The 13,970-nt window shown below is 72.1% G+C and carries 8 protein-coding genes; 6 read left to right on the forward strand and 2 right to left on the reverse strand.

The window, feature by feature from the left end; genetic code table 11:
* Window positions 1–215: 215 nt before the first annotated feature.
* The 6 genes from ACE1OC_RS27165 to galE all read left to right on the forward strand — a co-directional run bounded on the left by ACE1OC_RS27165 (window position 216) and on the right by galE (window position 9,765).
* Entirely contained in the window at window positions 216–4,328 is a 4,113-nt protein-coding gene (locus tag ACE1OC_RS27165) for an Rne/Rng family ribonuclease (RefSeq protein ID WP_407839213.1), read from the forward strand.
* Between the two features lie 417 nt (window positions 4,329–4,745).
* Window positions 4,746–5,066 (forward strand): 50S ribosomal protein L21, encoded by a 321-nt coding sequence (gene rplU / locus ACE1OC_RS27170; protein WP_214950890.1) that lies wholly within the window; start codon window positions 4,746–4,748, stop codon window positions 5,064–5,066.
* A gap of 13 nt (window positions 5,067–5,079) precedes the next feature.
* A complete protein-coding gene (gene rpmA, locus ACE1OC_RS27175; protein WP_030013081.1) occupies window positions 5,080–5,334 on the forward strand; it encodes a 50S ribosomal protein L27 in 255 nt (84 codons plus the stop codon).
* 180 nt (window positions 5,335–5,514) lie between these two features.
* A complete protein-coding gene (gene obgE / locus ACE1OC_RS27180) occupies window positions 5,515–6,957 on the forward strand; it encodes a GTPase ObgE (RefSeq protein WP_407839214.1) in 1,443 nt (480 codons plus the stop codon).
* 130 nt (window positions 6,958–7,087) lie between these two features.
* Window positions 7,088–8,710, forward strand: coding sequence for a glycosyltransferase family 2 protein (locus ACE1OC_RS27185; protein WP_407839215.1), 1,623 nt, complete (start codon window positions 7,088–7,090; stop codon window positions 8,708–8,710).
* Window positions 8,711–8,775: 65 nt separating this feature from the next.
* The gene (gene galE, locus ACE1OC_RS27190; protein WP_407839216.1) at window positions 8,776–9,765 is read left to right on the forward strand and encodes a UDP-glucose 4-epimerase GalE; all 990 of its coding nucleotides are present in this window, start codon (window positions 8,776–8,778) and stop codon (window positions 9,763–9,765) included.
* Between the two features lie 94 nt (window positions 9,766–9,859).
* Here galE and ACE1OC_RS27195 read toward each other — a convergent pair whose 3' ends face one another.
* Together ACE1OC_RS27195 and ACE1OC_RS27200 are read right to left on the reverse strand one after the other, a co-directional pair.
* Window positions 9,860–11,032 (reverse strand): glycosyltransferase, encoded by a 1,173-nt coding sequence (locus tag ACE1OC_RS27195; protein WP_407839217.1) that lies wholly within the window; start codon window positions 11,030–11,032, stop codon window positions 9,860–9,862.
* Window positions 11,029–13,908: a bifunctional glycosyltransferase/CDP-glycerol:glycerophosphate glycerophosphotransferase gene (locus ACE1OC_RS27200; protein WP_407839218.1), complete on the reverse strand. Its 2,880-nt coding sequence runs from the start codon at window positions 13,906–13,908 to the stop codon at window positions 11,029–11,031. Before ACE1OC_RS27200 ends, ACE1OC_RS27195 begins: the two co-directional genes overlap by 4 nt.
* Window positions 13,909–13,970: the final 62 nt, after the last annotated feature.

Raw genomic sequence — 13,970 nt, forward strand, 5'->3', positions numbered from 1 at the left:
GACTCGGGAGCCACCTGGGTCGGGCCGCGCACAGACCTGAAGACTTGAAGACTTCCGCCAGGCCGTACGGACTACACGTACGGAACCGGCGGCCATTGAACTGAGCTCCCGTGTGGCGAACGCGCCCCGGAGGCCGGTTCCGCGCTCATTACGCGGAACCGTGCCGGACCGGAAGTCAGCCGCGGCGCCCGGGAGCGTGACGGGAGAAACCCCGCATGCTCAACAACGAAAATGACAACGCCACCAACGGTGCCGCCGACGCCGGCAGCCCGAGCGACAACCTGCCGCCGCGCAGGCGCCGGCGTGCCGCGTCCCGGCCGGCCGGCCCGCCCGGCGGCGCCGTAGCCGCCGCCGAGACCGCGCCCGTGGCGGCCGCGGCTCCCGCCGAGGAGGCCGCCCCGGCCGCCGCCCCGGCCCGTACCCGCCGCCGTGCGACCCGCGCCGTGGCCGCCCCCGAGGCGTCCGCCGCCGAGGTCGTGGTCGAGGCTCCCGCCGCCGCAGCCGCTCCGGCCGTCGAGGAGCCCGCTGCTCCGGCCCCGCGTGCCCGTCGCCGTGCGACCCGCGCCGTGGCCGCCCCCGAGGCGTCCGCCGCCGAGGCCGTGGTCGAGGCTCCCGCCGTCGCCGCAGCCGCTCCGGCCGTCGAGGAGCCCGCTGCTCCGGCCCCGCGTGCCCGTCGCCGTGCGACCCGCGCCGTGGCCGCCCCCGAGGCGCCCGTCGCGGAGGCAGTGGTCGAGGCTCCCGCCGTCGCCGCAGCCGCTCCGGCCGTCGAGGAGCCCGCTGCTCCCGCGCCGCGTGCCCGTCGCCGTGCGACCCGCGCCGTGACCGCCCCCGAGGCTCCCGCCGCCGTGGTCGAGGCCCCGGTCGCCGAGGCTCCCGCAGCCGCCCCGGTCGCCGAGGCCGTCGAGGAGCCCGCTGCTCCGGCCCCGCGTGCCCGTCGCCGTGCCACCCGCGCCGTGACCGCCCCGGAGGCGCCCGCCGCCGAGGCCGTCACCCCCGACACCGCCGTGGCCGAGGCCCCGGTCGCCGCCGCCAAGGCCACCGTCACCGTGGCCGACGCCGTGGACTCCCCGAAGCGCGGCGGCCGCCGCCGCGCCACCCGTTCCACCACCGCCCCGGCCGCCGCCGCGCAGCCCGTGGCTCCCGCGGCAGCGCAGCCGGCGGCTCCCGCCGCCGAAGCGCCGGCCCGCGGCCGCCGCGCCGGGCGCCCCGCCGTCGCCGTGTTCCAGGCCCCGGTGTTCGCCGAGCCGATGTTCCAGACCCCGGAGACCGCGGCCATGATGGCCGCTGCCGCCGCTGCCGCCGCCCCGGCCGAGGAGCTCGAGGAGGAGGAGCTCGACCTCGTCGAGACCGAGGCCGAGGTCGAGGCCGCTCCGGCCCCCGCCCCGCAGCCGGCCGGCCGTCGCCGCCGCCGTGGCCGCGGTGCCGCCGCCGAGACCGCCGCGCCCGTGGCTCCGGCCGCCGCCGCGCCGTCCGGCCCGGTCACGCTGGCCGACGTAGAGCTGGTCGAGGAAGAGGCCGAGGCCGAGCTCGAAGGCTCCGCCGAGGAGGACTTCGACGAGTCGGACGGCCGCCCGTCGCGCCGTCGCCGCCGCGGTGGCCGTCGCCGCCGTCGCGGTGAGGCCGCCGACCTCGACGAGTCAGCCGAGGAAGAGTCCGAGTCCGCCGAAGAGGCCGAGTCCGCCGAAGACGCGGACACCGAAGAGGCCGAGGACGACGAGGAGAACGGGGCCCTCGGCTCCAGCTCCAGCCGTCGTCGCCGGCGTCGTCGCCGTCGCAGCGGTGACGGTGGCACGGACGCCGACGCGGCCGAGGACGACGGTGTGCGCACGGTCGTCAAGGTCCGCGAGCCGCGCCCGGCGCGCGAGCGCGCGGAGGCCCTCGTCGGCTCCACCTCCTCCGACGAGGTCCAGTCCATCAAGGGCTCGACCCGCCTGGAGGCCAAGAAGCAGCGCCGCCGCGAGGGCCGCGAGCAGGGCCGCCGCCGCGTCCCGATCATCACCGAGGCCGAGTTCCTGGCCCGCCGCGAGGCCGTCGAGCGCGTCATGGTCGTCCGCCAGTCCGGCGAGCGCACCCAGATCGGCGTCCTCGAGGACAACGTGCTCGTCGAGCACTACGTCAACAAGGAAGAAGCCACCTCGTACGTCGGCAACGTCTACCTGGGCAAGGTCCAGAACGTGCTGCCGTCCATGGAGGCCGCCTTCATCGACATCGGCAAGGGCCGCAACGCGGTCCTGTACGCCGGTGAGGTCAACTTCGAGGCGCTCGGCATGGCCAACGGGCCGCGCCGCATCGAGTCCGCCCTCAAGTCCGGCCAGTCGGTCCTGGTGCAGGTCACCAAGGACCCGATCGGCCACAAGGGCGCCCGCCTGACCAGCCAGGTCTCGCTGCCCGGCCGCTACCTGGTCTACGTGCCCGAGGGCTCGATGACCGGCATCAGCCGCAAGCTGCCCGACACCGAGCGCGCGCGCCTGAAGACCATCCTCAAGAAGATCGTCCCCGAGGACGCGGGCGTCATCGTGCGCACCGCCGCCGAGGGCGCGAGCGAGGACGAGCTGCGCCGCGACGTCGAGCGTCTGCAGGCCCAGTGGGAGGACATCCAGAAGAAGTCGAAGCAGCTCACGACCTCTTCGCCGAGCCTCCTGTACGGCGAGCCGGACATGACCGTCCGCGTCGTGCGCGACATCTTCAACGAGGACTTCACCAAGGTCATCGTCAGCGGCGACAGCGCCTGGGAGACCATCCACGGCTACGTGAACCACGTGGCCCCGGACCTGGCCGACCGGCTGTCGCGCTGGACCTCCGAGGTGGACGTCTTCGCGACGTACCGGATCGACGAGCAGCTCGCCAAGGCGCTCGACCGCAAGGTGTGGCTGCCCTCGGGCGGTTCGCTTGTGATCGACAAGACCGAAGCGATGATCGTCATCGACGTCAACACCGGCAAGTTCACCGGTCAGGGCGGCAACCTCGAGGAGACCGTCACCAGGAACAACCTGGAGGCGGCCGAGGAGATCGTGCGCCAGCTGCGGCTGCGCGACCTCGGCGGCATCGTGGTCATCGACTTCATTGACATGGTCCTGGAGTCCAACCGCGACCTGGTCCTGCGGCGCATGCTGGAGTGCCTGGGCCGTGACCGCACCAAGCACCAGGTCGCCGAGGTGACCTCGCTGGGTCTGGTCCAGATGACCCGCAAGCGCGTGGGCCAGGGCCTGCTGGAGTCCTTCTCCGAGACCTGCGTCCACTGCAACGGCCGCGGCGTCATCGTGCACATGGACACCCCGACCGTGGTCGGCGGCGGTGGCAACGGCAAGCGCTCCAAGCGCCGCGGTGGCCAGGGCGCCGGGCACGAGCACGACCACGAGATCGAGGCCGTGGACACCGCCGAGGGCGATGTCTACGAGGTCGAGACCGAGGCGGAGCTGGCTGCCGAGGTCGCCGCCCCCGTGGCGCTGCCCGAGCCCTCCTTCGTCGCCGACGAGGAGCTCTACAGCAGCCCGGCCGAGGCCGAGGCCGCTGCCGGAGTGAGCGGGCGCCGCAACCGCCGTCGCGCCACCCGCAAGGCGACCGCTCCGGCGGGCGCCCCGCGCGGTGCGGCGACGGACCGTACCCCGGCGGCCGCGGCCCCCGTGGCCGAGCCCGAGCCCGAGCCGGTGGTCGAGGCCGAGGTGGAGCTCGTCGAGGTCGTCGAGGCCGCAGAGCCCGAGGCCGTCGTCGCGGAGCCGGTCGCGGAGGAGGCCCCCAAGGGCCGCACCCGCCGCCGTGCCACCCGGAAGGCGACCGCTCCGGCGGGCGCCCCGGCCGAGCCGGTTCAGGCCCCGGAGCCGGTGGCCGAGGCCCCCGTGGCCGAGCCGGAGCCCGAGGTCGTGGTGGAGGCCGCGCCGGTCGTCGTCGAGACCCCGGCCGAGCCCGAGGCCGAGCCCGTAGAGGCCGCGCCGGCCCGTCCGCGTCGCCGTGCCACCCGTAAGGCCACCGCTCCGGCCGGTTCCCCGGCGGGCGCGGAGGCGGCCGTACTGGTCGTCGAGGCGCCGGTCGAGACGCCGGTGCAGGCCCCCGCGGAGGCGGCCGAGGCAGCCGGGACCGTCGTCGAGGAGGCCGCCCCGGCGGCTCCCGCCAAGAAGGCGGTCCGCAAGACGGCCGCCAAGAAGGCGACCACGACCGCGGCGAAGAAGGCCCCGGCCAAGAAGGCGGCGGCCGTGAAGAAGACCGCGGCCAAGAAGACGACGACGGCCAAGACGGCCGCGAAGAAGACGGTGGCGAAGCGGGCGACGAAGAAGACCGCGGCGGCCGAGCAGCAGACGCTGCCGTCCGTCTCGGCTCCGACCGAAGCCTGATCCGCCGAAGTCCGATCCGCGGGTCGCGTTCCACCGGCCCCCGCCCGGCGCCCTTTGGCGCCGGGCGGGGGCTTTGGCCTTCAGAGCTGCGCGGAGGCGTGTCCGCGGCCCTGCGGGGCGACGGACACACGTGGCCGTCCAGGCCGGCCGGGAGGGCCCGTACGGGGTCTCAGTGGCACCGTGCGGTCCGGCTCGACCGGCCCGGACGGGTGGCCGAGCCCGTCTCCGGGACCCCGGTTTGACCCCTCCGACCGGGCCCCGTAACCTAGGTCGCTGGCGTGTCTATGCGCACGCCAATCCACTGAGCACCTCACCTCCCGAACCGCCTCGCGGCTGGATCGGGGGAGGCTGGCCTGCGGTTCACGCGGGGCCGGCTGGCTTCAGGGGTTCCCGATTTCGAGTGAGAGAGAGATCCGCGTGTACGCCATCGTGCGCAGCGGTGGTCGCCAGCACAAGGTTGCTGTCGGCGACATCGTTGAAGTTGACAAGATTCCCACTGCCAAGGTTGGCGACACGGTCGAGCTCTCGACCCTGCTCGTTGTCGACGGCGAAGCCGTGACCAGCGACCCGTGGGTCCTGGCCGGCATCAAGGTCCAGGCCGAGATCGTGGACCACCACAAGGGTGCCAAGATCGACATCCTTCGGTACAAGAACAAGACCGGCTACCGCCGTCGCCAGGGTCACCGCCAGCAGTACACGGCGATCAAGGTCACCGGTATCCCCGCGGCTGCGAAGTAAGAGGGACTGAGACATGGCACACAAGAAGGGCGCATCGTCCACCCGGAACGGGCGCGATTCCAACGCTCAGCGGCTCGGCGTGAAGCGCTTCGGCGGTCAGGTCGTTTCCGCTGGTGAGATCCTCGTCCGCCAGCGCGGCACCCACTTCCACCCGGGTTCGGGTGTCGGTCGTGGTGGCGACGACACGCTGTTCGCGCTGCAGGCCGGTTCGGTCGAGTTCGGCACGCACCGTGGCCGCAAGGTCGTCAACATCGTTCCGGCCGCCTGATTCAGCTCCTGCTGATCTGAAGCGTTCGTAACACCCCGAGGGCGGATCTCAACTCTTCCCGGCGTCAGCCGGGAAGAGAGGTCCGCCCTCGGCGCGTTGTCACATAGACACGTTTAATGGGTAGCAAGGCCTACCCCCCGGGCTTTCCGGGATATTCCCGCTGTATCTGGAGGAACAACCATGACCACCTTCGTGGACCGCGTCGAGCTGCACGTCGCCGCGGGTAACGGGGGCCACGGCTGCGCCTCCGTTCACCGGGAGAAGTTCAAGCCGCTCGGCGGCCCCGACGGCGGCAACGGCGGCCGTGGCGGCGACGTCATCCTGGTGGTCGAGCAGTCGATCACCACCCTGCTGGAGTACCACCACAGCCCCCACCGCAAGGCCACCAACGGCAAGCCCGGTGCGGGCGACAACCGTTCCGGCAAGGACGGCGAGGACATGATCCTGCCGGTGCCGGACGGCACCGTCGTCCTCGACAAGGAGGGCAACGTCCTCGCCGACCTCGTCGGCCAGGGCACCACCTACGTGGCCGCCGAGGGCGGCCGCGGCGGCCTCGGCAACGCGGCGCTCTCCTCCGCGCGCCGCAAGGCGCCCGGCTTCGCGCTCCTCGGTGTCCCCGGCACCGGCGGCGACGTCATCCTGGAGCTCAAGACCGTCGCCGACGTGGCGCTGGTCGGCTTCCCGAGCGCCGGCAAGTCCTCGCTGATCTCGGTGCTCTCCGCGGCCAAGCCGAAGATCGCGGACTACCCCTTCACCACCCTCGTCCCGAACCTGGGCGTCGTCACCGCGGGCTCGACGGTCTACACGATCGCCGACGTCCCGGGCCTCATCCCGGGCGCCAGCCAGGGCAAGGGCCTCGGCCTGGAGTTCCTGCGCCACGTCGAGCGCTGCTCGATCCTGGTGCACGTGCTGGACACCGCCACCCTGGAGTCCGACCGCGACCCGCTCGCCGACCTCGACGCCATCGAGGAGGAGCTGAAGCTCTACGGCGGCGGCCTGGAGAAGCGCCCGCGCCTCGTCGTCCTCAACAAGGTGGACATCCCCGACGGCCAGGACCTCGCCGACATCGTCCGCCCGGACCTCGAGGCCCGCGGCTACAAGGTCTTCGAGGTCTCCGCGGTCTCCCGTACGGGTCTCAAGGAGCTGTCCTACTTCCTCGCCGAGGTCATCGCGAAGTTCCGCGCCCGTACGCCGAAGCAGGAGGCGACCCGCATCGTCATCCGTCCGAAGGCCGTGGACGACTCGGGCTTCACCATCACCTACGACGAGGCCGAGGACGTGTACCGCGTGCGCGGCGAGAAGCCGGAGCGCTGGGTCCGCCAGACCGACTTCAACATCGACGAGGCCGTCGGCTACCTCGCCGACCGCCTCAACCGCCTCGGCGTCGAGGCGGCGCTGAAGAAGGCCGGTGCCCGTGCGGGTGACGGCGTCGCCATCGGCTCCGACGACGACGCGGTCGTCTTCGACTGGGAGCCGACGATGATGGCCGGCGCCGAGATGCTGGGCCGCCGCGGTGAGGACCACCGTCTGGAGGCGCCGCGTCCGGCGACCACGCGCCGCAAGGAGAAGGAAGCCGAGCGGGATTCCGCCCAGAAGGAGTACGACGAGTTCCGTCCCTTCTGACCGGGCCGTGACCGAGGACGACGGCCGGGTCCCCGGCCGTCGTCACAGGCTCGTCACAGGATTCCGGTTATCCCCCGTTCGGGTGACCCGTCTTAAGGCCACGTTTACTCCAGTGGCCTAGGATCCACGAGTGACGAGCACCCATACCCCCACAGTTGCCGTCGTCGTGATCGCGTACAACGATGCCGCGCTCGTCGGTCAGGCCGTCTCCTCGGCCCTCGCCCAAGGCCCGGTCGTTGCCGAGGTCATCGCGGTCAACGATGCGTCTTCCGACGGCACCGCCGAGGTGCTGGACGAGCTGGCGGCCCGCCACCCCCGCGTGAAGGTCGTGCACCGCACGGAGAACAGCGGGGGCTGTGGCACCCCGCGCAACGACGGGATCGCTGCCGCCACCGCCCCGTACGTCATGTTCCTGGACAGCGACGACGTCCTGCCCCGCGGGGCGGTCGAGGCCCTGGTGTCCGCGGCCGGGGAGCACCGGGCGCCGGTCACCGTCGGCTCGTGCGTCCGCCGCGAACTGCCCGAGAGCCGTGACGTGCCCTGGGTGCCCGGCCTGTACACGCCGGGCGAGGTCATCGAGCGCCCGGCGGACCGTCCGGAGCTGGTCCGCGACACCCTCTGCGTCAACAAGCTGTACGAGCGGGCCTTCCTGGACATGTACGGGATCCGCTTCCCGGACGGCCGGTTCATCTACGAGGACTTCGTCTTCACCGCCCGCGTACTGGCCGCCCGCCCCCGCATCGCGGTGATGGGCGACCTCGTCTACGTGTGGCACGTGCGCCGCAACGCCGCCCAGGTCTCCATCTCCCTGGACCGCAAGGACGTCGGCAACTGGAGCGCGCGCGTGGAGGCCCACCGCGTGGCCTCCCGGCTGATGAAGGCGTCCTCCCCCGAGCTGGGCCGGGCCTGTCAGGTGAAGTTCCTGGAGTACGACCTGCGCATGTACCTGCGCGAGCTCGGCGAGGACCCCGACTACCAGGCCGCCTGGTGGACGCTGACCCGTGACTACGTCGCCGGGTTCTCCGAGGCCGACATCGAGGCCGCCGGGGCGCACGCCCGCTGGATCGTACGAGTGCTGCGCGCCACCGAGGTGCCGCCAGCCCCCGCCGACCTGCTGCGGTTGACCCGCTTCGCCGCCGACCCGCCCCGCCTGCTGCCCCCGTACGCGACCGGCCCCTCCGGGACGCCGGTCTGGAGCGACACGCTGCCGGTCGAGCTGGACCGGCTGGACGAGCTGGAGACGGCGGACCTGCCCGTCACCATCGACGCCGAGCCGAACGGCTGCGCAGGACTCCGGATCCAGGTGCACGACCTCTACGGGCGGCTCGCCGCGGCCGGCCCGCGCACCGTCCAGCTGCGCTTCCAGCCCCGGGGCGACCTGGGGGAGCTGCTGGTCGCCGAACCGGTGGAGCTCACCCCCGCCGCGGACGGCCGGCGGTGGACCGCCGAGCTGCCCTTCCGGCTCACCACGCTGGCGCGCCTCGGACGGGGCGAGGGCAGGCGGGGCCTGCAGGCGTGGGACGTGAAACTGAACGTGGAGTGCGCCGACGGGAGCTCCGTGCTCACCTCCCCCCGCCCCCTCAGCCGCCTGCTGCACCGACGGGTGCTGCCCAGCAGCCGGTACGGTGTGCTGTTGGCGCAGCCGTACCGTACGACCGGGGGATCCCTGGCGCTGCGGCTCGCGCCCGGTGCCGCGGGTGTCATGAGCCTGGCCCGTCACCGGTTCCACCGGGCGCGCATAGTGCGCGGCTAGAGCGGAACGCGGCTGAACGGTCCGGCGCCGGACGAGACGTACGAAAGATATTTGGGGAGACACGCATGACGTTTCTGATCACTGGTGGGGCCGGTTACATCGGGGCGCACGTCGTCCGCGCGATGCTGCTTGCGGGTGAGGAGGTGGTGGTGCTGGACGACCTCTCGACCGGCAAGGCCGCCCGCGTCCCGGAGGGCGTTCCGCTGGTGATCGGTTCCGTGCTGGACCGGAAGTTCCTCGACGAGACCTTCGCCGAGCACCGGATCACCGGCGTGGTCCACCTGGCGGGCAAGAAGCAGGTCGGCGAGTCCGTCGAGAAGCCGCTGCACTACTACGAGGAGAACGTGGGCGGCCTCACCGTCCTGCTCCAGGCCGTGGCCGCCGCGGGCGTGCGCAACTTCCTCTTCTCCTCCTCCGCCTCCGTGTACGGGATGCCGGACGTGGACCTCGTCACCGAGAGCACCCCGTGCCTGCCGCTCAGCCCGTACGGCGAGACGAAGCTGGCGGGCGAGTGGATCGTCCGCGCCGCGGGCAAGGCGCACGGCATCTCCACCGCGTGCCTGCGCTACTTCAACGTGGCGGGCGCCGCGACCCCCGAGCTCGCCGACACCGGGGTCTTCAACCTGGTCCCGATGATCTTCGAGCGGTTCGACAAGGGCGAGGGCGCCCGGATCTTCGGTGACGACTACGCGACCGCGGACGGCACCTGCATCCGCGACTACATCCACGTCGCCGACCTCGCGGAGGCCCACGTGGTGGCCGCCCGCAAGCTCGTCGAATGGGGCGCGCAGGGCGAGTACAAGGACCTCACCGTCAACATCGGCCGCGGCGAGGGCGTTTCCGTCCGCGAGATGGTCGAGCTGGTGAACGAGGTCACCGGGCACACCGATCCCGCCTACGCGCCCGCGGTCTCCCCGCGCCGCGCCGGCGACCCGGCGAAGGTGGTCGCCTCCGCCGACCGGATCTCCGCGGAGCTGGGCTGGAAGGCCCGCCACGACGTCCGCGACATGATCACCTCGGCCTGGGAGGGCTGGGAGGCCCACCGCAAGGCCTGAGGCCCGTAGAGCCCACGAAGAAGCCGCCCGTCCCGGTCGATTCCGGGGCGGGCGGCTTCGTACGTACGCGGGACGCAGGCTCAGCGCGTCGGGCTCAGCGCTCCAGGAAGGAGAACAGCTCCTCCCACCGGTCGGTGATCTCGGCGCTGGAGTACCGCTGCACGTTGCGGAAGGCGGCGTCGCCGAGCCGGTCGCGCAGTTCACGGCCGGCCATCAGCCGGTCCAGCTGCCCGGCCAGCTCCATCGTGTTGCCGAGCCGGGCCAGCAGCCCGTCCTCGCCGTGCGTCACGATCTCCCGTACGCCCGGCGCGCAGTCGAAGGCGGCCACCGGCACGCCCGCGGCCATCGCCTCCAGCAGCGTGATCGGGAAGCCCTCGGCGCGCGAGGCCTGGGCGAAGACGGAGGCTCCGTTGAGCGCGCCCAGCACGTCGCCGGTGCTGCCCATCCACTCGACGGAGTCCTCCAGGCCGAGCCCGGCGGCGTGCGCCCGCAGGGTCGCCTCCTCCACTCCCGCCCCGTAGATCCGCAGGACCCAGTCGGGGTGGTGCGGGGAGGCGTCGGCCCAGGCGTCGAGCAGCAGGTCCACGCCCTTCTCGAAGGCGAGGCGGCCGACGCTCGCCACGACCTTCTCGGTGCGCGGGGCGGGGGAGGCGGGCATGAACGGCAGCGGGTTCGGCATGCTGGAGACGTTCTCCATGCCCGAGCGGATCCAGAGGTCGGCGTCCTCGGGGGTCAGCACGAGCATGCGGTCGACGTCCCCGTAGTACCGGCGGACCCGCTGCCCCCGGGTGGACTTGTTGCTGGCTTCGAAGGACTCGTGGCTCATGCCGATGACGGTGCAGCCCTTGGTGTCGGCGAGGGCCACCCACTCCATCGCCCAGACCTGGGTCACGATCACCACGGCGCCGGGGCGGGCCGCGCGCAGCAGCTCGCCCAACTGGTCCGCCTTGGCCCGCATCTTCGCCCGGCGGGCCGCCTGACGGCGCCGTTCGGGTGCGTTGAGCCGGCCCTTGATGCCGTGCAGCCGGCGGGCCGCCGGCGGGTGGGCCTCGTACAGGGTGGTCACCGCGTAGGGGAGGTCCGCCGGGAGCTGCTGGCGGATCTCCTCGGCGACGGGGGCGATGCCGATGACGTGCACCCGGTGCCCGCGTTCGCTGAACAGCCGGGCCATCTGGTGCGACCAGGTGGTCACGCCGCCCAGCTCGTCCACGCTGTTGGAGACGAGGAAGATGTCACGGCCGCCCGGGGTGGCGGTCTGCTGGCTCACTTGCCGCTCCTGGTGAAGAACTTCTCGACGATCCGGCGGGCCGCGTCCCCGCGGTCGTACTCGCCGAACTCGGCGAGGAAACGCTGGCGCGCCTCGGCGTACTTGGCATCCGCCTCGTCGAAGGCGGCGAGGGCCTGGAGCAGTTCGTCCGCCGTGGCCACCACCGGGCCCGGGGCCTTCTCCTTCAGGTCGAAGTAGGTGCCGCGGATGTCGGTGGCGTACTTCTCGTAGTCGTACGCGAAGAACAGCATCGGCCGGTCCAGGACCGCGTAGTCGAACATCACGGACGAGTAGTCGGTGATCAGCCCGTCGGCGAGCGCCAGCAGCGGGGTGATGTCGTGGTGCTTGGACACGTCGATGACCCGGCCCGCGACCGACGGCGGCAGCGTGACGCTGTTGAGGTAGTGGGTGCGCACCAGCAGCGTGAAGCGGTCGCCGAGCCGGTCGGCGAACTCCTCCACGTCGAAGGGGAACTCGAAGCCCTCCACCGCGCCGTCCGCGTTCGCCCGGAAGGTCGGCGCGTACAGCAGCACCTTCTTCTCCGGGTCGATCCCGAACTCGCCGGCCAGGGCGCCGCGGACCCGCTCGCCGCTGTTCGCCTCGGAGCGGTGGGCCGCGACCAGGGCGTCGTTGCGCGGATAGCCGGTGCGCAGCAGCACCTCGTCACGCAGCCGGAAACCCTTGGCGAGGGTGCGGGCGTCGTGCTCGGAGCGGATCAGGAAGTGGTCGAAGCGGTCGACGGCCGCCTGGAAGCGGGCCTGGCCCGCACGGTCCTGCGCCTTGGTGCGGGGCTCGTGGAAGCCCATCCGCTTCAGCGCCGAGCCGTGCCAGGTCTGGATGTACGTGGTCCCCGGGCGCTTGGCCAGCGCCAGCGGGAAGCCCTGGTTGTCGATCCAGAACTCGGCCTGCGCCAGCGCCCGCAGGTAGGCCCAGCTCCAACGCCGCACCAGGGTGGCCTCCTTGGGGAAGCCGGTGGGCCGGCCGCCCGCGTACGACCAGATCGCCTGGAACTGCACGCCGGAGCGCACCAGTTCCTCGTAGATCGCCTTCGGGCTGTCGCTGTACTGCTTGCCCATGTGGCTCTCGAAGACGACCGTGCCCTTCTTGATGGGCAGCTTCGAGAAGACCTCGTGGTAGACCTTCACCTTCTGCTCGCCCGAGCCGATGTTGCGGCGGGCCCGCAGGGCCCTGCGCAAGCCCCGCTTGACCACGCCCGCGGCCTTGCCGTGCATCGCGCTGTTGATCAGCGTCTGGGTGCGCACGGCGGCGGCGCCCTCGGCGGTCAGGACGTAGGAGAGGTTGCCCTTCTTGGTCATCTCCGGCTCGAAGCGGTCGGAGACCAGCCGGGTCAGCCTCGGGCGCACGCGCAGCCGGGCGGCCTGCTCCAGGTCGACCCCGCCGACGGAGACGCGGGCGGTGAGCCGGTCGCCGCCGGCCGTCAACTTCAGGCGTACGTCCCAGACCGCGTCGATGATGCCGAGCGGGCGGACGGTGCTGCCGATGTCGGCCGTGGCCTTCCACTCGATCGTGTCACCGGCGTGGCGCACGGTTGCCACCGGGAAGCTGAAGGAGCGGACGCCGATCTGCCGGCGGGCCCGGAACTCCAGCGAGGCCTTCAGCTCCGCCTCGGGGCGGATCCGGCCCAGCGGGTTCACCACGGCACCCGAGAGGGTGACCGTGCCGCGGCCGTCGTCCTCGTACGCGGTGAGGCGGTTGCCCAGGGTGAGGGAGGTGAGCGGCGCACCGGAGTAGCCCTGGTCGGTGACGTCCAGTATCCGGCGGGCCTCCTCGGCGTCGGGGCCGTCGATGTGCCGGCCGCACCAGTAGACGCGCCCGTCGCGCTCGGCGAGCGGGGAGGTGAGCCGGCCCTGGTTGGTCATGGCGTCGGCGGCGGGCAGCAGGTTGTCCCAGTCCTCCTTGCCGAGCAGGTAGGCGCAGATGGCCTGGAGGTTGCTGACGTTGTCGTACGCGGCCGGGTCGATGCCGGCCAGGTAGCCGTTGGCGAGCCGGGCGAACTCCTGGCGGTAGGCGTCACCGAGCAGGGGCAGGTCCCGCAGGTGGAGCACCAGGTCGTGCTTGAGGAACTTGGCGTCCTTCGCGGACTTGATCTCCGCGTGGCCCTTGGCCGCCAGCAGTTCGTCGACGCGGCGGTGGATCTCCATCCGGTGGACGAAGTTCTCGATCTCGTGGCGCCGGTTGCTGATCGACTTCGCCGAGGCCTTCTCGATCACGTTCCAGTAGTAGACGTGGTTCGGGATGAGCGTGATGCGGCGGGCGGCGACGTAGGCCTGCGCGGAGAAGAGCAGGTCCTCGTAGTGGATGCCCACCGGGAATTCCAGGCCCTGCTCCAGCAGGAACGCGCGCCGGTAGCACTTGTTCGTGGAGAGGGTGTCGTAGACCAGCAGGTCCGGGTACTCGGTGATCGACTCCAGCGTGCGGGTGCGCGCGTAGATCCACGGGTACCACTCGGTGGTCTTGCCCCAACGGTTGTCGAGGTGGACCCGGACGCACATGCCCGAGACCAGGTCGGACCCGGTCCGCTCGGCGGCGTCCAGCATGTTGCGGCAGGCATTGCGTTCCAGCACGTCATCGCTGTCCAGGAACATGACGTAGGTTCCGGTGGCCTGCTGGATGCCGTGATTGCGCGGGGCACCGCAGCCCCCGCTGTTCTCCGGCAGCCGGAAGGCGCGCACCCTCCCCGGATGCGCGGTTTCGAGCTCCTGGGCGACCGCGTAGGACCCGTCCTTGCTGCAGTCGTCGACGATCACGACTTCGACCCCGTGCAGGGTCTGGTCCAAAACCGACTGGACGGCTGCCGGGAGACGCTCTGCGTCGTTGTAGACGATGACGACCACGGAGACGTCAGGCACGTGCACCTCGATCCCTCTGTTTCATTCCGCTTATCCCGTCAAAGCTACCGTGTGCCGCACTCACCCCA

Origin of the sequence: Streptomyces stoeckheimensis (assembly GCF_045822005.1) — a bacterium.
GTDB classification, from domain to species: Bacteria; Actinomycetota; Actinomycetes; order Streptomycetales; family Streptomycetaceae; genus Streptomyces; species Streptomyces stoeckheimensis.

Excerpts from the sequence above, each read along its gene's own strand:
- ACE1OC_RS27165 (WP_407839213.1), top strand. The coding sequence starts at position 216 with ATGCTCAACAACGAAAATGACAACGCCACCAACGGTGCCGCCGACGCC.
- rpmA (WP_030013081.1), top strand. The coding sequence starts at position 5,080 with ATGGCACACAAGAAGGGCGCATCGTCCACCCGGAACGGGCGCGATTCC.
- obgE (WP_407839214.1), top strand. The coding sequence starts at position 5,515 with ATGACCACCTTCGTGGACCGCGTCGAGCTGCACGTCGCCGCGGGTAAC.
- galE (WP_407839216.1), top strand. The coding sequence starts at position 8,776 with ATGACGTTTCTGATCACTGGTGGGGCCGGTTACATCGGGGCGCACGTC.